The 18,507-nt window shown below is 68.0% G+C and carries 15 protein-coding genes and 1 tRNA gene; 10 read left to right on the top strand and 6 right to left on the bottom strand.

All coding sequences use genetic code 11. The features are described 5' to 3' along the window. The first annotated feature begins 6 nt into the window (after positions 1-6). Positions 7-351 (top strand): hypothetical protein, encoded by a 345-nt coding sequence (locus tag GC106_RS06355; RefSeq protein WP_173125364.1) that lies wholly within the window; start codon positions 7-9, stop codon positions 349-351. A gap of 137 nt (positions 352-488) precedes the next feature. Here the strand turns inward: GC106_RS06355 and GC106_RS06350 are convergent, their stop codons facing one another. Both GC106_RS06350 and GC106_RS06345 read right to left on the bottom strand, forming a co-directional pair. Beyond that, positions 489-1,703: an MFS transporter gene (locus GC106_RS06350; protein ID WP_173125362.1), complete on the bottom strand. Its 1,215-nt coding sequence runs from the start codon at positions 1,701-1,703 to the stop codon at positions 489-491. Beyond that, entirely contained in the window at positions 1,700-2,995 is a 1,296-nt protein-coding gene (locus GC106_RS06345; protein WP_173125360.1) for a GH1 family beta-glucosidase, read from the bottom strand. The genes GC106_RS06350 and GC106_RS06345 overlap by 4 nt, the downstream gene beginning before the upstream one ends. 121 nt (positions 2,996-3,116) lie before the next feature. Between GC106_RS06345 and GC106_RS06340 the strand changes: the two genes are divergently transcribed. Further along, positions 3,117-3,737 (top strand): TetR/AcrR family transcriptional regulator, encoded by a 621-nt coding sequence (locus GC106_RS06340; protein WP_312872471.1) that lies wholly within the window; start codon positions 3,117-3,119, stop codon positions 3,735-3,737. Positions 3,738-3,942: 205 nt separating this feature from the next. Here the strand turns inward: GC106_RS06340 and GC106_RS06335 are convergent, their stop codons facing one another. After that, positions 3,943-5,145 (bottom strand): amino acid deaminase/aldolase, encoded by a 1,203-nt coding sequence (locus tag GC106_RS06335; protein WP_173125358.1) that lies wholly within the window; start codon positions 5,143-5,145, stop codon positions 3,943-3,945. 87 nt (positions 5,146-5,232) lie between these two features. Here GC106_RS06335 and GC106_RS06330 point away from each other — a divergent pair, with 87 nt between their 5' ends. Then, positions 5,233-6,570, top strand: a complete 1,338-nt coding sequence (locus tag GC106_RS06330; RefSeq protein WP_173125356.1) for a D-arabinono-1,4-lactone oxidase — start codon at positions 5,233-5,235, stop codon at positions 6,568-6,570. Here GC106_RS06330 and GC106_RS06325 read toward each other — a convergent pair. From GC106_RS06325 to GC106_RS06315, 3 genes are all read right to left on the bottom strand, one after another. After that, the gene (locus GC106_RS06325) at positions 6,540-7,211 is read right to left on the bottom strand and encodes an NAD(P)H-binding protein (protein WP_173125354.1); all 672 of its coding nucleotides are present in this window, start codon (positions 7,209-7,211) and stop codon (positions 6,540-6,542) included. The two genes, GC106_RS06330 and GC106_RS06325, sit on opposite strands and share 31 nt — an antisense overlap. Before the next feature lie 24 nt (positions 7,212-7,235). After that, positions 7,236-7,823, bottom strand: a complete 588-nt coding sequence (locus GC106_RS06320) for a hypothetical protein (RefSeq protein ID WP_173125352.1) — start codon at positions 7,821-7,823, stop codon at positions 7,236-7,238. A gap of 819 nt (positions 7,824-8,642) precedes the next feature. Next, positions 8,643-8,725, bottom strand: a tRNA-Leu gene (locus GC106_RS06315). A gap of 126 nt (positions 8,726-8,851) precedes the next feature. Between GC106_RS06315 and GC106_RS06310 the strand changes: the two genes are divergently transcribed. From GC106_RS06310 to pknB, 7 genes are all read left to right on the top strand, one after another. Then, the gene (locus GC106_RS06310; RefSeq protein ID WP_173125350.1) at positions 8,852-10,063 is read left to right on the top strand and encodes an FHA domain-containing protein; all 1,212 of its coding nucleotides are present in this window, start codon (positions 8,852-8,854) and stop codon (positions 10,061-10,063) included. 82 nt (positions 10,064-10,145) lie between these two features. Further along, positions 10,146-10,604, top strand: a complete 459-nt coding sequence (locus GC106_RS06305) for an FHA domain-containing protein FhaB/FipA (protein WP_173125348.1) — start codon at positions 10,146-10,148, stop codon at positions 10,602-10,604. Continuing rightward, a complete protein-coding gene (locus GC106_RS06300) occupies positions 10,601-12,007 on the top strand; it encodes a PP2C family protein-serine/threonine phosphatase (RefSeq protein ID WP_173125346.1) in 1,407 nt (468 codons plus the stop codon). The genes GC106_RS06305 and GC106_RS06300 overlap by 4 nt, the downstream gene beginning before the upstream one ends. Next, positions 12,007-13,494 (top strand): FtsW/RodA/SpoVE family cell cycle protein, encoded by a 1,488-nt coding sequence (locus GC106_RS06295; RefSeq protein WP_173125344.1) that lies wholly within the window; start codon positions 12,007-12,009, stop codon positions 13,492-13,494. The genes GC106_RS06300 and GC106_RS06295 overlap by 1 nt, the downstream gene beginning before the upstream one ends. Continuing rightward, positions 13,491-14,972 carry a peptidoglycan D,D-transpeptidase FtsI family protein gene (locus GC106_RS06290; protein ID WP_173125342.1) on the top strand — a complete coding sequence of 494 codons (1,482 nt, stop codon included), beginning with the start codon at positions 13,491-13,493 and terminating at the stop codon, positions 14,970-14,972. The genes GC106_RS06295 and GC106_RS06290 overlap by 4 nt, the downstream gene beginning before the upstream one ends. 2 nt (positions 14,973-14,974) lie before the next feature. Continuing rightward, on the top strand, positions 14,975-16,402 hold the full coding sequence (locus GC106_RS06285) for a serine/threonine-protein kinase (protein WP_173125340.1): 1,428 nt from the start codon (positions 14,975-14,977) through the stop codon (positions 16,400-16,402). Between the two features lie 73 nt (positions 16,403-16,475). Beyond that, the gene (gene pknB / locus GC106_RS06280; protein ID WP_173125338.1) at positions 16,476-18,458 is read left to right on the top strand and encodes a Stk1 family PASTA domain-containing Ser/Thr kinase; all 1,983 of its coding nucleotides are present in this window, start codon (positions 16,476-16,478) and stop codon (positions 18,456-18,458) included. Positions 18,459-18,507 lie beyond the last annotated feature (49 nt).

Here is an 18,507-nt window from a genome sequence, read left to right as displayed (position 1 = left end):
GCTCCCGTGGACGAGATACTCGGCCAGGTTTTGCGCAATGCGGTGTGGGAACGCCTTGACATGCTCTCCGAGCTGGCGACCCGCGCAGACGCCCCGTCCCTGCTGTCCGTGGCCCGATCCGAGCTGCCCCGCCTGACCGAAGGCTGGCGCGCGATGCTCTCGGCCCACGAGCCCGACGAGCGAGGCAACTGCCCGACCTGTTCGTCACGGTGGCGCCAGCAGAAGGCGCCGTGCTCGGTCTGGCGTGCGGCCTACGAGCACCTGGTCGCAGGCGGTCTCGCGCCGGCAGGCGGCAGGCACGTCCGCAGGGCTTCGACCACTCCGCGCCGAGTAGTAGCCGGCGCCCGATAGACCGGCGGTCCGGTTCGTCCGTCCCCCCGAGCGAGGCGAACCGGACCGTCATCCACAGCCCCGCAGGCCGGCGTCTTGCACTCCCCCCTCCCCCGACAACGCCGGCCTGCGGCTCCCACTCTCTGCCGGGCGGACGGCTACGCAGCCGTTCTGATTCGCGTGACGAAGACGCCCGCGATGAGGGTGGCCAGCGCGGACGCGCCGAACAGACCGGCGTACCCGAGGCCGGCGAGGATTCCCGAGGCCAGCAGTGGCGCGAAGACCTGTGGCAATGCGTTGGCGATGTTCACCACGCCGAGGTCCTTGGCGCGGTCGGCGGCCGCGGGCAGCAACTGGGTGAGCAACGCGATCGCGACCGCCCAGTAGATGCCGAACCCCGCGCCGAGCAGCGGACCGGCGATCAACGACGCCACCCAGGTCGGCCAGACCACCAGAACCAGCGCGGCCCCGGCCATGAACGCGACCGCGACCAGCACATACGGCTTTCGTCGGCCGGACGCGTCGGAGAGCCGCCCGGCCACGAGCGCGCCGAGGATCAGCGCGAGACCGTAGCCCGCCATCAGGACCAGCAGCGATCCCTCCGGGTCCGCGCGCCCGACCACGTCCTTGAGGAAGAACAGCAGGTAGAACGTGCCGAACGCGTTGCCGAGGTTGATCACGAAGTGGCAGCACCACATCCACGCGAAGCCCCGGTGCCGGCGCGGCGAGACCCAGAGCTCCAGCCTGGTCTTCGGGACGAGCTCCTTCGGGAGCACGGCGTCCGGCGTGAACAGCACGAACGCGGCGGCACCGAGCAGCAGGACCACCGCGGACGCGAGGTAGCCGGCGACCAGACCCGTCACGATCGAGGTGACCAGGACCGCGCCGAGCACAGTGCCGAACATCTGGCTGATCCCGACGAACCCGCCGGTCTGCGCGCGCTGCCCGACCGGCACCCGGTCGGGGATGGCGGAGATCAACGTGGCCAGCATGGCGTTCAGCCCGGCCTGCACGAGGCACCAGCCGAGCACCATCACGGCGACATTGCCCGCCAAGGCCAGCACTACCAACCCGGCCGCGCCGACCACCGCGCCGCCGATCGTCCACGGGTGCCGCCTGCCGAACCGGGACGTGGTCCGGTCCGACAGCAGCCCGGCCACCGGGTTGGCGATCAGCGCCACCAGGCCGCCCGCGCCGGTGACGATCCCGAAGACCAGCTCCTTGTCGGCGGCGTCGAGCAGTTCGGCCTGCTGCGGCAGCAGGATCTGGATCGGCGCGTAGATCGCCAGCCACAGCCCGAGGTTGGCCAGGAACAGCAGGCTGATCCAGCCCGCGCGGACCCGTCGCGTCGGCTCCGCCAACGCGGTCGTCACCGAGCGCCCCCGATCAGCGCGCGGTACCAGTGGAACGAGTCCTTCGGAGTACGGGCCAAGGTCTCGTAGTCGACGTGGACCAAGCCGAACCGAGGTTGGTACCCCTTCGACCACTCGAAGTTGTCCAACAGGGACCAGACGAAGTAGCCACGCACATCGACGCCCTCGGACATCGCTTTCTCCAGCGCCGCAAGGTGTTCGGCGTGGTACTCGATGCGCTGCCGGTCGTGGATGCCGTCGAAGCTGCAGCCGCTCTCGGTGATGTGGACCGGCGGCAGCTTGTCGCCGTACCGGCTCTTGAGGCTGGTCAGGAACTGCCGTAGCCCATCAGGAACGACCGGGGAATCGTTGGTGGTCAAGGGATATCCTTCGACCGGCCGCAACTCGAACGGCAACGGGTTGCCCGCACCGGGTTTGCCGACGCCCTGCGGTTCGTAGTAGTTGACGCCGTAGAAGTCCAGCGGCACAGCGATTTCGCTCAGGTCGTCGGCGAAACCCGTTGGCAGGTAGGGAATCACTTCGGCCGGATAGGTTCCGGTCAGCACGGGATCGGAGTACATCCAGTTGATCACGGCGCCGAGGTGCCTGGCCGCCACCAGGTCGTCCGCGTCCTGACTGGCCGGCCAGATCGGACTGTGGTTGTTCGCCGTGCCAACGGCTTTCGCCCCGACGGAACGCAAAGCGCTGACGGCGAGACCGTGCGCGAGGTTCTGGTAGTGCGCTGCGGGCAAGGCGTCGAACAGCAACGTCTTGCCCGGCGCGTACTCGCCCAACGCGTAGCCGAAGAGCGTCTCCACCATCGGTTCGTTGAGCGGAATCCACATTTCCACCCGGTCGCCCAGGTGTTCTCCGACGATCTGCGCGTACTCCGCGAACCGCTCTGCCGTGTCCCGGACAAGCCAGCCGCCCGCGTCTTCCATCGGCTGCGGCGTGTCCCAGTGGTAGAGCGTGGCGACCGGCGCGATGCCCGCTTCGCACAGGGCGTCGACGAGCGTGTCGTAGAAGTCGAGCCCTTCGATGTTGACCGCGCCCTGGCCAGTGGGCTGGATCCGGGGCCACGCGACGGAGAAGCGGTACGCCCCCACACCGAGTTCGGACATCAACGCGACGTCCTCGGGGAACCGGTTGTAGTGGTCGCACGCGACGTCGGCGTTGTGCCCGTCGCGGATCCTGCCGGGAGTCGCGCAGAAGGTGTCCCAGACCGACACCCCGCGCCCACCCTCCCTCGTGGCGCCCTCGATCTGGAAGGCCGACGTGGACACACCCCACACGAAGTCGTCCGGGAACGCCATCCGCACCTCATCTCGACTCAGCCGGGCAGAACGTGAAATTCCTTCGGATGCTAGAGGCGATGTCACTCACACGCCAGCGGCCGATTCACGGCAAGATAGGGGTTGAGCAGAGGAGACACTTGTGGCGAGTCCGACACCACTGCGGCGAAGGCCGGTACAGCAGCGCAGCACGAAGCGCGTGGAACAGATGCTCGAGGCCTGCGCGGCGCTGATCGAGGAAGTCGGCTACGACGGCGTGACCACCACCCTGATCGCCGAGCGCGCGGGCGTCGCCGTTGGCTCGCTCTACCAGTTCTTCCCCGACAAGCGGGCGGTCGTGCGGGAACTGACCCGCCGCAACCTCGAGCACTTCCTCAAAGTCGTCAGCGAACGATTCGAGACAACCTGCGTCGACCACTGGTGGGACGCGGTCGACCTGGCCATCGACATCTACGTCGACATGCACAGGACGATTCCCGGCTTCAGCAAACTGCATTTCGGTGACGTGGTCGACCTCGAACTGCTCGACGACGGCGAAGGAAAACACAACAACGAGGTCGTGTCCGAGCGCCTGACGGAAATCGTCGCGTCCAAGGCGGGCCTGCCGGCCGAAGACCTGATCCTGCCGATCACCATCGCGGTCGAGGCGACGGACGGCATCCACAAACTGGCCTTCCGCCGCGACCCGAGAGGCGACCAGACAATCATCGACGAGGGCAAATACCTCCTCAGGCAATACCTGTCGAGCAAGGTCGGCGAGTAGCGCGGTCGCGGCGCCTGGATTACCCCGTCGAGCAGGCCTGGCCACACGCCGCGACCGTACCGGTGGAACCGTCGGCGAATCTGGTTGTCCACAACCCGCCGGTAACCCTCCTACCAGGCATTACCCGCCGGTAGACTGGGTCCGGGGTCGCCCCCCTGGGAGTGGTGGGGGCTGTACTGGGGCCGGAATGGCGAGGGGCGGCGGGTCAGCCGAAGTTCACGCCTTCGCCCCGGTAGGTCGGGACGGTCCGTTCGATGCGGTCGCCTCTGACCAGGTGGTAGTCCTGAAAGCGCTCGGCCAGTTCGCCTGCCTTCGAATGCCGCATCCAGACGCGGTCGCCCAGTTTCAGGGTGTCCGCGGCCTTGCCGACGACGGGAGTCTGGACCTCGCCCGCGCCTTCCAAGCCGAGCAGCTTCAGGCCGTGCGGCAGGAACGGCTGCGGCAGACGGTCGGGCGTGCCGGTCCCGGAGGCGACGTACCCGCCCGCGAACAAGGTGGCGATCCGGGGTGCGGGACGGCGGACCACCGGCAGGGCGTAGAACGCCGCCGGCCGCGGGGTGAAACCGCGGTAGCTGTCGAAGAGCCACGGGCCGATCAGGCCCGAGCCTGCTGCCAGTTCCGTGACCGACGGGTCGCCGGAGGTCAGTTCGAGGCTGCCGGTGCCGCCGCCGTTCACGAACTCCAGGTCGGCCACCGCGCGGATCGCCGCGATGGCCGCGCTGCGGCGGTTGATCAGTTCCGGGCCGGAGCGGCGTTGCATCCAGGCGATGACCGCGCCTTTCAGCGGGTTGCCCGGCGGTTTGTCGCCGAGGCCGGCGATCTGGCCCTCGTAGGACATCACTCCGACCAGCGCGAAGCCTGGGCGGCGGACGATCGCCGCGGCCAGCCGGGCCGCCTGGCGTGGGGTGTGGACCGGGGATCGGCGGGTGCCCACGTACACGCCGGGCATGGGACGCCAGGCCGCGTCGAACTCCAGGCAGACGCGGATCGGAGGATGATCGGCACCCAGCGCCGAGTCGATCAGGTCGAGATGCCCGGTCGAGTCGGCGATCACCGAGATGACCCTGGCGGCTTCGGGGTCGGTGGCGAGGTCACGGAGTGCGGCATGGTCCGTTGTCGGGTAGGCGACCAGGATGTCTGTGTCCGCCAACGGAGTCCCGCGCCATTTGCGGGTCAGCCACAGGGCCTCGCGCAACGAGTACGCCATCACGCCTTGGAAGCCCGGCCGGCCGAGCACGCGTTCGAGCAGGTAGGCGCATCGGACCGACTTGCTGGCCACCCGGATCGGACGTCCACCGGCGCGGCGCACCAGTTCCTGCGCGTTGGCGTCGAACGCGTCGAGGTCCACCACGGCGAACGGGGGGTCCAGTCCCTTGGTGGCGGTGTCCAAGTCGGCCTGCTGGGTCACGTGTCCACAGTACGTCGATTCCGGTTGAAATGTGAATAGGATTCACTTACGGTGTGGCGAACACCTGCCGCGGAAGGCCTTGCGTCGATGACTGCTCTGAACACCAGCGCTGACGGTCAGATCCGGTGGACGAACTGGGCGCGCAACGAGATCGCGGCCCCGGCGACAGTGTCCCGGCCGGCCAGCGTCGAACAGATCTGCGAGGCCGTCACCACAGCCCGGGCCAAGAAGCTGCCGGTCAAGGCGCTCGGCACGGGCCACTCCTTCACCGCGATCGCCTCGGCGCACGCGGGCGCGGCCGTCGAGCTGTCCCGGTGGACCGGGGTCGAGTCGGCCGACGTCGAGTCCGGCCTGGTGACCGTCCGCGCGGGAACGACGATCAAGCAGCTCAACGCCGCACTGGACCGGCTCGGCCTCGCCATGATCAATCTCGGCGACATCGACGCGCAGACGATCTCCGGGGCGATCTCGACCGGGACGCACGGCACCGGCGCCAAGCTCGGCGGAATCGCGACCCAGGTCGTCGCGCTCCAGCTCGTGCTGGCCGACGGGTCCGTCGTCACCTGCTCGGCTGAAGAACGGCCGGATCTTTTCTCCGCCGCGCGGGTCGGGCTCGGCGCTCTCGGCGTGATCAGCACGGTGACCTTGCGCTGCGAACGCTCATTCTGCCTGCAGGCCGACGAACGGCCGGTTCCGCTGGAGGAAGTGATCGAGCGGCTCGACGAACTGATCACCGGGCACGACCACATGGAGTTCTACTGGTTCCCCTATGGCCGTAAGGCTTTAGTGAAACGGAACGACCGTCTACCGCTCGACGCGGCAGTACGACCGCTCAGCCGCGCCAGGCGGTTCTTCGAATACACCTTCATGGAAAACGTCGTGTTCGACGCGGTCTGCCGGACCGGCCGGGCGGTGCCGAAGTTGGTGGAGCCGTTGAACCGGCTCTCGTCGACAGCGCTGTCGCCGCGTTCCTACAGTGACCTGTCGCACCGCGTTTTCGTGACCGAGCGAAACGTGCGGTTCGTCGAGTCGGAATACGCCGTGCCCAGGGAGTCCCTGGTCGACGTGCTGAACGAGCTGCGCGCGATGGTGCCGAAGCTGGCGAACCCGGTGATGCTGCCGGTCGAGGTGCGGGTGGCGGCGGCCGACGACATCTGGCTGTCCACCGCCTACCAGCGGGATTCCGCGTACTTCGCGATCCACCAGTACCCGGGCATGCCCTATCGGGAGTACTTCGACACCTTCGAGAAGATCGTGGCGCAGGTCGGTGGGCGTCCGCACTGGGGCAAGATGCACAGCTTGGACGCCGCCGCGCTGGGCGCGCTCTACCCGAGGTTCGAGGATTTCCGCCGGGTGCGGGCCGAGGTCGATCCCGAGCGGGTGTTCCGCAACGCCTACTTGGAGCGTGTGCTCGATGTGACCTGATCGACGGCGATCTCGATCGGTGTCGGTCCCTTGGCGAGTTCCAGGGTTAGCCCGATGGTGTCGTTGTCGTCGAGCAACGCGACCAGCACCGCGGCGACCTCCTCGCGCGGGATCTTGCCCGGCGGCACGTGGAAGTCGAGGTTGACCAGGCCGGTCGCCACCTCGTCGGTCAGTTGCACCGGTCGCAGGATGGTCCAGTCGAGGTCACGGGACCGCAGGTCCTCCTCCGCGGCGGCCTTGGCCTTGAGGTAGGCGCGGAACACCTCGTCGAGTGACGGGTCTTCGGCCCGGTCGAGTCCGTACGAGCTGACCTGCAGGAACCGTCGCACTCCGGCGATCTCGGCGGCCTGGGCGAACAGGACCGCGGCGGCCCGGTCGACGGTGTCCTTCCGCTGGATCCCGCTGCCCGGCCCGGCTCCCGCCGCGAACACCGCGGCATCCGCGCCGGTCAGCACCTTGGCCACGGCTTCGGGGCCGGTCTTCTCCAGGTCGAGCACGACCGGTTCGGCGCCGACGTCGCGCAGGTCTTCGGCCTGCGCCGGATCGCGGATCAAGCCGACCGGTTCATCACCACGTGTCGCGAGGAAACGTTCGAGGTACAGGGCGATCTTGCCGTGTCCACCGGCGATGACTACTCGCATGCGGACCAGCGTAGAGCGGTTGGGTCAGGCGGACAGAACTCGCTCGTAGGCCACCTCGTTGACCCACCGGGACACCGCGTCGATCCCGGCGGTGACCTTGTCGTTGCGGCCGGGCAGGTCCAGCTCGACACCGTTGTCCGGGTCGGCGCTGACGACGGCGATGCCGTAGTTGCGCGCCCGCGGCAGGCAGTTGGCGAGGTAGTCGTGCGTCAACACGACGGACGAAGGCACGACCATCGCGGTGTCGCCGTAGCGCGCGAACGGCGCCAGCGCGGCGAGACCGGTCCGCCAGTGCCGCACGACGGCGAGGACGCCGACGATCCGCACGGCCGCGGCAGGAACCTGGCCGGCGAACTCGGGCCACACCCACGTGGCGACGGTGGCCCGGTCGGTGACCGGCGCCTGGCCGAGGCAGATCCGCTCGGCGTGCGCGTCGGGAAGCAGTTCGGCGACGAGCGAGACCCGGCGACCGAGCAGCGTCATCGGGGGAAGAGCCACACCCGGCCAGCCGAGCTGGGCGACGGCCGCCGAGGCGAGCTCGTCGTCCGGAGCGGGCAGCTCGACGGCGGACGGAATCGGCAGTGAAGCAGCGTCCTGAGTCACTGCTGCCATGCGCCCTGGAATGCCGGTCACGAAGCCCCGCCTCCTTCGACTCGACCGTGTCCCCTGGGTGGTCACGGGCCGAACTGGTACATGGAATTTGGTACCAGCTACGCCAGCCCCAGGGATCGGAGTTCCGCTCCCCTGCGACCGGCGGCGCTGAGCGGTCGGTGACCGGTCGGTGAGCCGTCGAACGACTTCAGCCGGGCGATGCGGCCGTCCGGGTGAGAAGAAGCCGGACGGTCCCCCACAAGAACCACACCGGCCGAAAGTGACCACCGCCACAATTACCCGAATGACAAGCCTGTAATTCCCCGCCCCACAGTGCCGAATTGAGAGCGGAACCCCACACAGCCAACGCCCAAGACGCCCGGACGAATGTGACCAAGACAGCAAAGCCACCGAAAGAACGGCACAGGTCCCAACCCGTCTATTTTGCGGCGAAGCCGCAAACATGCTGGTGAAGACCAAAGCGCCCAGCGCTGGAAGGTGCGAAGCTCGCACCGTGGGGGCATGGGGGGGCTCGGCCCCCGAAATAACGACGAGGCACTCCCGGCGAAGCCGCAAACACGCTGGTCCAAGGCCAAGGCGCCCAGCGCTGGAAGGTGCGAAGCTCGCACCGTGGGGGTGTGGGGGGCTCGGCCCCCGAAATAACGACGAGGCACTCCCGGCGAAGCCGCAAACACGCTGGTCCGAGACCAAGGCGCCCAGCGCTGGAAGGTGCGAAGCTCGCACCGTGGGGGTGTGGGGGGCTCGGCCCCCCAAAATAATGACGAGGCGCTCCCGGCGAAGGTTGCGAAGCAACCGAGCAGGGAGCGCCTAAGCGTCTCGTGGGCGAGGAGGGAGTTGAACCCTCACGTCCTTTCGGACACACGGACCTGAACCGTGCGCGTCTGCCATTCCGCCACTCGCCCTGAAGTGACCGCGGAAGCGTAGCACGGCGTTTGGGGGCAGTTTGCGGGGGGTTGGAACATCCCGGTGTCTCCCGGCCCGCGCCCGGATACGATCGGGGGAGGAGCGTACGTGTGGAGGGATGATCCGTGGGCCTCGTGCAGCGCTTCGAGCGCCGGCTCGAAGGCATCGTGGGTAATACCTTCGCGCGTGTGTTCGGTGGCAACGTCGTGCCACAGGAGGTCGCGCAGGCGCTTCAGCGAGAGAGCGAGGACAACATCCGTGAGTTGGCCGGCGGCAGGCTGCTGGCTCCCAACCACTACGTCGTGCAGTTGGGACCGGCGGACCACGACCGGCTCGCAGTGGATGAGGAACGCATCGTCACGCTGCTCACGGACGTCATTTCCGAGAATCTCGCCGAGCACGGGTGGGACACCTACGGTGACGTCGTAGTCTCCCTGGAGCGCTCCGACGCGCTGCACACCGGACAGTTCCGAACACGCTCGTCCGTCGACCCTGACGTAAGCCGACGGCCGGCATCACCTCGCAACGCAGGAGACCGATCCATGAGCCAGCCTCCCGGCTACGGCCAACCGCCTGAGGGTGACCCGTACGGCCAGCAAGGCCAGTACGGATACGGCCAGGGCCAATACGGCAACGATCAGAACTACGGTCAGCCTCCGCAGCAGCAAGGCGGATACGACCAGGGGTACGGCCAGCAGGGTTACGGCCAGCAAGGCTATGACCAGGGTTACGGTCAGCAGCCGGGCGGTTACGACCAGGGATATGGCCAGCAGCCCGGCGGTGGTGGCTACGGCCAGCCCGGTTACGACCAGGGTTACGGCCAGCCCCCGCAGCAAGGTGGCGGCTATGACCAGGGTTACGGCCAGGGCGGCTACGGCCAGCCCGGTTACGACCAGGGTTACGGCCAGCAGCCCGGCGGCTACCCGCAGCAAGGTGGGTACGGCCAGCAGCCCGGTGGCTACGGTCAGCCGGACCCGTACGGCCAGCAGGCCGACCCGTACGGCCAGCAGGGTTATGCGCCACCTGCCGTGCAGACGGGGCCGCGTCAGCTGGCAGCGAGCCTGCAGCTGGACGACGGGTCGAACCGCACGTACTCCCTGAAGCAGGGCGGAAACGTGGTCGGCCGTGGTCAGGACGCGGACTTCCGGCTGCCGGACACGGGTGTCTCCCGGCGTCATCTCGAGATCACGTGGGACGGCCAGAGTGCCACACTCGCAGACCTCGGTTCGACGAACGGCACCACGGTGAACGGCACTCCGGTGCAGACGTGGCAACTGGCTGACGGCGACGTCATCCGCATCGGTCACTCGTCCCTAGTGTTCCGCACCCAGGGCTGACGTTCAGTCGTTCGCAGGGCTTGAATACAGTCTCTGTATTCAAGCGGTGTCGGCTGCGATTTTTAGGGAGCGGTCACAACAGGTGCCAGAGCTGGTGATGCAGCTGACCAGAGCAGGGTTTCTCGTCCTGCTCTGGTTGTTCGTGGTTGCCGCGCTGCGGATTGTCCGCTCGGATCTGTACGCGGCGTCCGGGCTGAAGGTCGGCATACCGGGGTTCCGCCGGGACAAGTCCGGCAAGGCGCGCGGCAAGGCGCCGCGGCAGCTCGTGGTGACGCATGGCGCGCTCGCGGGCACGCGGATCTCGTTGGACGGTCGGCCGATCATGATCGGCCGGGCCGATGATTCCACGCTCGTGCTGGACGACGACTACGCGTCCACCCGGCATGCGCGCATCTCCCTGCGCGGGACTGACTGGTACGTGGAGGACCTGGGCTCGACGAACGGCACGTATCTGGATCGTGCGAAGGTCACGGCTCCCATGCGGGTGCCGCTGGGGGTTCCCATCCGCATCGGCAAGACGGTGATCGAGCTGCGCTCATGACCCTTGTCCTCCGTTACGCGGCCCGCAGCGACCGGGGCCTGGTGCGTTCGAACAACCAGGACTCCGTGTACGCAGGACCGCGCCTGCTCGCGCTTGCGGACGGGCTGGGGGGACACGCCGCCGGTGAGGTGGCGAGCAAGGTCGTCGTGGGCGCGTTGGCGCCGTTGGACGACGACACACCTGGTGAGGATCTGCTCGGTCCGTTGCGCGACGCGACCGTCGCGGGCAACAACGCGATCTCCGAGCTGGTGACGAGCGATCCCGAGCTGGACGGCATGGGCACGACGTTGACGGCGATGCTGTTCGCCGGCAACCGGATCGGGCTGGTGCACGTCGGCGACTCGCGCGCGTACATGCGCCGGGGGGACCAGTTCTCGCAGATCACCCATGACGACACGTTCGTCCAGTCGTTGATCGACGAAGGCCGGATCACCGCGGAGGAGGCGTCCAGCCATCCGCAGCGGTCGTTGTTGTTGCGTGCGTTGACCGGGCATGACGTCGAGCCGAGCCTGACGGTCCGGGAGGCCCGTGCGGGCGACCGGTACCTGTTGTGCTCCGACGGGCTCTCCTCGGTGGTCAGCTACGAGACGCTGGCCGAGGCGATCCAGATCCCTGATCCGCAGGCGTGCGCGGACCGCATGATCGAGTTGGCGTTGAAGGGCGGTGGCCCGGACAACATCACCGTGATCGTCGCCGATGTCGTGGACGTCGACTACGGCGACGACGACCCGATCGTCGGTGGTGCCGCGGGAGACGGCCGGGAGGACCCGCCTCCGCCGGACTCCTCCGCGTCGCGTGCCGCGGCGATGACCGCCGCCGCGCAGCCGCGTCCCGAACCGCGCAAGCTGGACCAGCCCGAGCCGGAAGACCCGAAAGCCAAGGGCCGCAAGCGGTTGAAGATCGCCGCGCTGGTGCTGGCGGTGCTGGTCCTGGTCGTCGGCGGGGTGTTCACCATCCGGTACTTCGTGCTGCGAAATTACTACGTGGGCGAAGGAACCGCTCAGTTCAAGGGCGAGATCGCGATCTTCCAGGGTGTTCCGGGCAGCGTGCTGGGTATTCCTTTGCAGCGTGAGGTGCAGGGGTCGTGCGATCCGGCGCTGGCCAAGTGCAACAAGCGTTACGTGGACCAACTCGACGAAACCGGTAAGGCGACTGTGCTCGGCGGCAGCAACACTTATGGCAGCCTGAACGAGGCACGTGAGTTCATCAACCGGTTGCGGACCGAGAACGTGCTCGACCCGTGCCCGGACGTGATCGCACAGCAGCAACAGCAGAACCAGTCGGCGACGTCCACGCCGCCGACGGACCCGGCGAACCCTGAGATGGCGAGCACCATGCCGTCGTCGTCGCCGCGTCCGGGTGTGGACTGCCGGCCCGAGCACAACGAGGGTGGCGGCGGCTGATGGCGCAACCGGTCCCCGTCGGGGCGGGTCCGGCGACGGCGACCGGGCAGGGCAACAACAGCAGTCCCGGTATGCAGCCGGTCGCGCCGACCAGGCGCGGCACGGAGCTGTGGATGCTCGCCTTCGCCGCCGCGCTGGTCACCAGCGCGTTAACGCTGGTCTCGATCAACCAGAAGCAAGAGCTGACGATCCAGATCCTCTGGTACGGCCTGGCGTTCTTCGCCGTGTTCACCATCGCGCACCTGGCGGTGCGCAAGTGGGCGCCGTACGCGGACCCGCTGATCCTGCCGTGTGTGGCGCTGCTGCACGGGTTCGGCCTGGTGATGATCTACCGGATCGACCTGGCCAAGGCTGAGCAAGCGCTTGCCAGGGCACGGGAGTACGCCCCATCCGCACCGAAACAGGTGCTGTGGACGGCCATCGCGCTGGTGTTCTTCCTGGTCGTGCTGTTCGTCGTGCGCAACCACCGGGTGCTGGCGAAGTACGGCTACACCGCCGGCCTGGTCGGCCTGTTCGCGCTGGCCCTGCCCGCGATGCTGCCCGCCAGCATCTCGGAGGCCAACGGCGCCAAGGTGTGGCTGAAGCTCGGGTTCTTCAACATCCAGCCGGGTGAGTTCGCCAAGATCCTGCTGATGGTGTTCTTCGCGTCGTTCCTGGTGTCCAAACGCGACCTGTTCATGGTCGCAGGCCGCCGGTTCCTCGGCATGGAACTGCCCAGGGCACGGGACCTCGGGCCGATCCTGGTCGCGTGGGGTGTCGCGCTCGGCGTCCTGGTCTTCGAGAAGGACCTCGGCACGTCGCTGCTGATCTTCGGCATCGTGCTCGCGATGCTCTACGTGGCGACCGAACGCGCCGCATGGGTGGTCATCGGCCTGTCGCTGTTCATCGGTGGCTGTCTGGTGGCGTTCTCGCTGTTCACGCACGTGCAGCAGCGGGTGGCGAACTGGCTGACCCCGATGGACAAGGACCTGTTCGAGAAGCTCGGCGGCAGCTTCCAGATCGCCCAGGGCCTGTTCGGCCTGGGCACCGGCGGGATGGCGGGCACGGGACTCGGCGCGGGACGGCCGGACATCGTGCCGGAGGCCAGCACCGACTTCATCACCGCGGCGATCGGTGAGGAGCTCGGCTTCATCGGCCTGACCGCACTGCTGATGGTGTACATGATCCTGGCGATGCGGGGCCTGCGCAGTGCGGTCGCCGTGCGCGACAGCTTCGGCAAACTGCTGGGCGGCGGCCTGTCGTTCGCCATCATCATGCAGTTGTTCGTCGTGGTCGGCGGCGTGACCGCGCTGATCCCGATGACCGGTATCACCGCGCCCTTCCTCTCGTACGGCGGTTCCTCACTGCTGGCGAACTACATCCTGATAGCCCTGCTGTTGCGGATATCCGACGCCGCGCGGCGGCCACAGACCGGGTCGCGCCCGCGGCCGGTCCAGCAGGCACCAATCGCGGAGGCGAGCACGGTGATGGTGGAGCGGCCGTCATGAACACACCTCTTCGCCGGGTCGGCCTCGCCATGCTTCTCATGGTGGTGTTGCTGCTGGCCAACATCACCTACATCCAGATGGTCAACGCCGACGACTACCGGGCGGACCCGCGCAACCAGCGGGTGCTGTTCGACGAGTACTCCCGGGAACGCGGCAAGATCATCTCCAGTGACGGCAAGCTGATCGCGACCGTCACGCCGACCAACGACCGGCTGCGCTACCTGCGCCAGTACCCGCTCGGCGCGGCGTTCGCGCCGGTCACCGGGTACTACTCGGTGCGCTACGGCTCGCGGGCGCTGGAGCGGTCGGAGAAGGAAATCCTGGACGGGTCGGACGACCGGCTGTTCGTGCGCAGGCTCTCGGACCTGATCACCGGCCGCGACCCGCGCGGCGGCAACATCCAGACCACCATCGACTCACGGATCCAGCAGACCGCGTACGACGCGATGACAGCCGCCAACTACACCGGCTCGGTGGTCGCGATCCGGCCGCAGACCGGCGAGATCCTGGCGATGGTGTCCACGCCGTCCTACGACCCGAACCCGCTGTCGTCACACGACGGCGACGAGCAGGAGAAGGCCTACCGGGCGTACGCCGACGACAAGCTCAAGCCGATGCTCAACCGGGCGATCCAGGAGACGTACCCGCCCGGCTCGACGTTCAAGCTCGTGGTCACCGCCGCCGCGCTGGAGGACGGCGTCACCAAGGACGCCCAGTTGACCGCGGCCAACAGCGTCCAGCTGCCGGGCACCCGGACCGATCTGGAGAACTTCAACGGCGGCCACTGCGGTCCCAACGACCAGGCCACCGCGTCGCTGGAGACCGCGCTGGCGCTGTCGTGCAACACCGCGTTCGCCACGCTGGCCGACCAGCTCGGTGCGGACAAGCTGCGGGACCAGGCCGCCAAGTTCGGCATCGGCCAGACCGACCTGCAGATCCCGATGGGGGTCGAGGAGTCCAGCATCGGCCCGCTGCCCGACGCCGCCTCGATCTACCAGACCGGCATCGGCCAGCGCGACGTCCGGCTGACGCCGCTGCAGGACGCGATGATCGTCTCGGCGATCGCCAACGGCGGCGTGCTGATGCGCCCGCAGCTGGTGCAGAAGGTGCTGGCCCCGGACCTGTCGGAGATGTCGAAGTTCGACGCGGACGAACTGGGCCGCGCGATGTCCACGTCCAACGCGGGCGTGCTGCGCGACATGATGAAGAAGTCCGAGGAGAACACCAGGGGCAACGGCAAGGTCAACGGTCTGACCATCGCGTCGAAGACCGGTACCGCCGAGCACGGCACCGACCCGAAGAACACTCCGCCCCACGCGTGGTACGTCGCTTTCGCGCCCGCGGACAACCCGCAGATCGCCGTAGCCGTCATTGTGGAGAGCGGCGGCAACCGCGGGCTCGCCGCGACCGGTGGCTCGGTGGCCGCGTCGGTCGGCCGGGCCACGATCAACGCCATGCCGGGCATCGGAGGTAGGTGAGCATGCTGACGACGGGGCAGCTGCTCGCCGACCGGTATCGGTTGGTGCGGCGCATCGCCGTCGGCGGCATGGGTGAGGTGTGGGAGGCCGCCGACACGCGGCTGGACCGTGCCGTCGCGGTGAAGGTGCTCAAACCCGAGCTGTGCGGCGACGCCGAGTTCCTGCACCGGTTCCGGACCGAGGCACGGACCATGTCCTCGCTTAACCACCCTGGCATCGCCTCGGTGCACGACTACGGCGAGACGGCCGCCACGGCGGACGGGCCGCAGGACACCGCGTACCTGGTGATGGAGCTGGTCGAGGGCGAACCGCTGGCGTCCATCCTGGCCAGGGAGGGCCGGATCAACGCCGAGCGGACGCTGGACATCCTCGAGCAGGCGGGCAACGCGCTGCAGGCCGCGCACGCGGGCGGGTACGTCCACCGGGACGTCAAACCGGGCAACATCATGATCACGCCCGCGGGTGTGGTGAAGCTGACCGACTTCGGCATCGCCAAGGCCGCCGACGCGGCTCCGGTGACCCGGTCGGGCATGGTCATGGGCACGGCCCACTACATCGCGCCGGAACAGGCCCTCGGTCACGACGCCGAGCCGGCCAGCGATGTGTACTCACTGGCAGTGGTCGGGTACGAGTGCCTCATGGGGCATCGGCCGTTCCTGTCGGAAAACGCTGTCACGGTGGCGATGATGCACATCAGGGACATCCCGCCGCCGTTGCCGCCGGACGTGCCGCCTGGTGCACGGGCCGTCATCGAGGCCACCCTCGTGAAGGACCCGCGCCAGCGCTACAGCAACGGCGGCGAGTTCGCCGCGGCGGTCGCCGCGGTCCGTGCCGGTCGTCCGCTGCCCACACCGTCGGGAATGGCGTTGGCGGCCGCACACCCCGTGACACATCCCGGGACTCATCCGGGTGTCGTCCCGGCGGGCATGCCCCCGCCGATGGTGCACGGCACCGGCTCGTTCCCGTTGCCACCCCGCCGGCCGCGCCGCGGCAGCCGGGCCTGGCTGTGGACTTTGCTGGCGTTACTGCTGGTGGCGCTGGTCGTGCTGGCGATCTGGGCGATTCCGCGGCTGACCGGGTCCACGTCCCGCTCACCCGGCACGCCCAACCCGGTCTCCGGCAGCGCCACCCAGAACCCCGGGGTCAGTTTCCCGCCGGACGGACCGGCATATGGTGAGCCGAACGGACAAGGGCGGCCGGCCGTGGCCCAGGTGAAGGCCGGGGAACTGCTCGGCCACCCCGCTTCGGAAGTAGTCGAGCGGTTGCGAGAGGCTGGTCTTCAACCGGAAGTTCGGTCGCTACCGTTGTCGGGCGAACCGTCGCAGGACCTGCGGACGTGCTACGTGACAAGCGTGCAACCGATCGGACAGGTGGACCAGGGGTCGAAGGTGACTGTTGAATGCGACCCGGACAGACAGCCACCTGGTTGAAAACGGCCTGGCGGACCGGCAAGAGCGGGCATGATGGGACCGAGAAGTTGACTAGGAGCGGGACTACGCAGCGATGACGACACCGCGACTGCTCTCCAATCGCTATGAGCTGGGCGAGACGCTCGGCTATGGCGGCATGTCCGAGGTTCACAAGGGCCGTGACGTTCGGCTCGGTCGTGACGTCGCGGTGAAGGTGCTGCGTGCCGACCTGGCGAGGGACCCGCAGTTCCAGGAACGGTTCCGGCGCGAGGCCCAGAACGCGGCCGCGCTCAACCACCCCGCGATCGTCGCGGTCTACGACACCGGCGAGACGCGCACCGAGTACGGCCCGCTGCCGTACATCGTGATGGAGTACGTCGACGGACGGACCCTGCGCGACATCGTCAAGACCGAAGGACCACTGCCCGGCCAGCGCGCCATGGAGATCATGGCGGACGTCTGCGCGGCACTGGACTTCTCCCACCGGCACGGCATCGTGCACCGCGACGTCAAACCCGCCAACGTGATGATCACCAAGACCGGCGCCGTCAAGGTGATGGACTTCGGTATCGCCCGCGCGGTGCATGACGGCCAAGCGGCCGTGACACAGACCGCCGCGGTGATAGGAACCGCGCAGTACCTGTCGCCGGAGCAGGCACGCGGCGAAACGGTCGACGCGCGAAGTGACGTTTACGCAACAGGTTGCGTGCTGTTCGAGCTGTTGACAGGGGAGCCGCCGTTCACCGGTGACTCCCCTGTCGCTGTCGCCTACCAGCACGTCCGCGAGGACCCACGCAAGCCGTCGCAGCTCAACTCCCGCGTCAGCCCGCAGCTCGACGCGATCGTGCTCAAGGCGATGGCCAAGGGCGCCGCGAACCGCTACCAGTCGGCCGCGGAGATGCGGATGGACATCGTGCGTGTGCTGTCCGGGCAGCGCCCGGCCGCGCCGATGGTGATGACCGAGGACGACCGCACCGCGATGCTGGGCCAGCAGACGCGGATCAACGACAACCCGCGCGGCAGACACCGCCCGGACGCGCTCGCCGACGACTACGACGACTACGACGCCGGTGAGGAAGAGCGCAAACGCAAGCGCCGTAAGGCGTGGATGACAGCGGTGATCACGTTGCTCGTCGTCGCCGTGATCGTGCTCGGCATCTGGCTGACCACAAAACTGCTGGCCGGCGACGACAGCGGTACCCAGTTCGTCGACCTGCCCTCGGTGAAGGGGGCCCAGGAGACCGCGGCCCGCAACCAGCTCGAAGCCCTGGGCTTCCAGGTCACCATCGAGAACGTCCCCTGTGAGCCTCCTGGCCCCGGCCAGGAGGCGCCGTGCAAGGCGGAGGACGTCGGCACCGTGATCCAGCAGAATCCGCCGCCCGGCAAGCTCGGCCAGGGCAGCTCGGTCACGCTGCAGATCGGGCGCAGCGCCAGCGCGGTCAAGATCCCCGACGTCAAGGGCAAGTCCAAGGAGGACGCCGCGAAGACCCTCGGTGAGGCGGGCCTGACGGTCTCACCGGACGAGGTCACCGAGGAGACCACCGACACGAGGCTGGTCGGCAAGGTGACCAACACCAACCCGGGTATCGGCGTCGAGGTCCCGAAGGGCACCACGGTCAAGCTGGTGGTCGGCAAGCAGCCCGCGCAGGTCGACGTGCCGAACGTGGTCGGCCAGGACTTCAACTCGGCCAAGACCAACCTGGAGAACGAGGGCTTCAAGGTCACCAGGACCGACATCGAGTCCGACCAGCCCAAGGACATCGTGGTCGCGATGAACCCGAAGAAGGCCCGGCCGGGTTCGACGATCACCCTGCAGGTCTCCAAGGGTCAGCCGCAGCAGGACCCGAACCAGATCACGATGCCCAACCTGGTCGGGAAGAGCGAGGCCGCCGCACGCCAGGAGTTGCGCGTGCTCGGCTGGGACGGCGACATGCGGATCGACGCGGACGAGACCAACGACGTGACCAAGCTCAACGAGGTCGCCGAGCAGGACGTCCAGCCCGGCACGAAGATCGCCAAGAACCAGACCATCAACGTCAGAGTGTTCAGAACCTTCAAACCGGGCGGCACACCCTGACGGCTTGCGGTGTGTGATCCATGGTTTTGTATGTTGTTGCCCCGAGATC

The sequence above is a fragment of the Kibdelosporangium persicum genome (assembly GCF_013280595.1).
GTDB classification, from domain to species: Bacteria; Actinomycetota; Actinomycetes; order Mycobacteriales; family Pseudonocardiaceae; genus Kibdelosporangium; species Kibdelosporangium persicum.
The sequence above is the reverse complement of the archived record's forward strand: the minus strand, read 5'-3'. Positions and strand labels throughout refer to the sequence as shown.

Bases quoted from the DNA above. Each gene is read 5' to 3' on its own strand.
- GC106_RS06325 (WP_173125354.1), bottom strand. From the start codon at position 7,211: ATGCGAGTAGTCATCGCCGGTGGACACGGCAAGATCGCCCTGTACCTC.
- GC106_RS06285 (WP_173125340.1), top strand. From the start codon at position 14,975: ATGCTGACGACGGGGCAGCTGCTCGCCGACCGGTATCGGTTGGTGCGG.
- GC106_RS06300 (WP_173125346.1), top strand. From the start codon at position 10,601: ATGACCCTTGTCCTCCGTTACGCGGCCCGCAGCGACCGGGGCCTGGTG.
- GC106_RS06330 (WP_173125356.1), top strand. From the start codon at position 5,233: ATGACTGCTCTGAACACCAGCGCTGACGGTCAGATCCGGTGGACGAAC.
- GC106_RS06345 (WP_173125360.1), bottom strand. From the start codon at position 2,995: ATGGCGTTCCCGGACGACTTCGTGTGGGGTGTGTCCACGTCGGCCTTC.
- pknB (WP_173125338.1), top strand. From the start codon at position 16,476: ATGACGACACCGCGACTGCTCTCCAATCGCTATGAGCTGGGCGAGACG.
- GC106_RS06320 (WP_173125352.1), bottom strand. From the start codon at position 7,823: ATGGCAGCAGTGACTCAGGACGCTGCTTCACTGCCGATTCCGTCCGCC.
- GC106_RS06295 (WP_173125344.1), top strand. From the start codon at position 12,007: ATGGCGCAACCGGTCCCCGTCGGGGCGGGTCCGGCGACGGCGACCGGG.
- GC106_RS06290 (WP_173125342.1), top strand. From the start codon at position 13,491: ATGAACACACCTCTTCGCCGGGTCGGCCTCGCCATGCTTCTCATGGTG.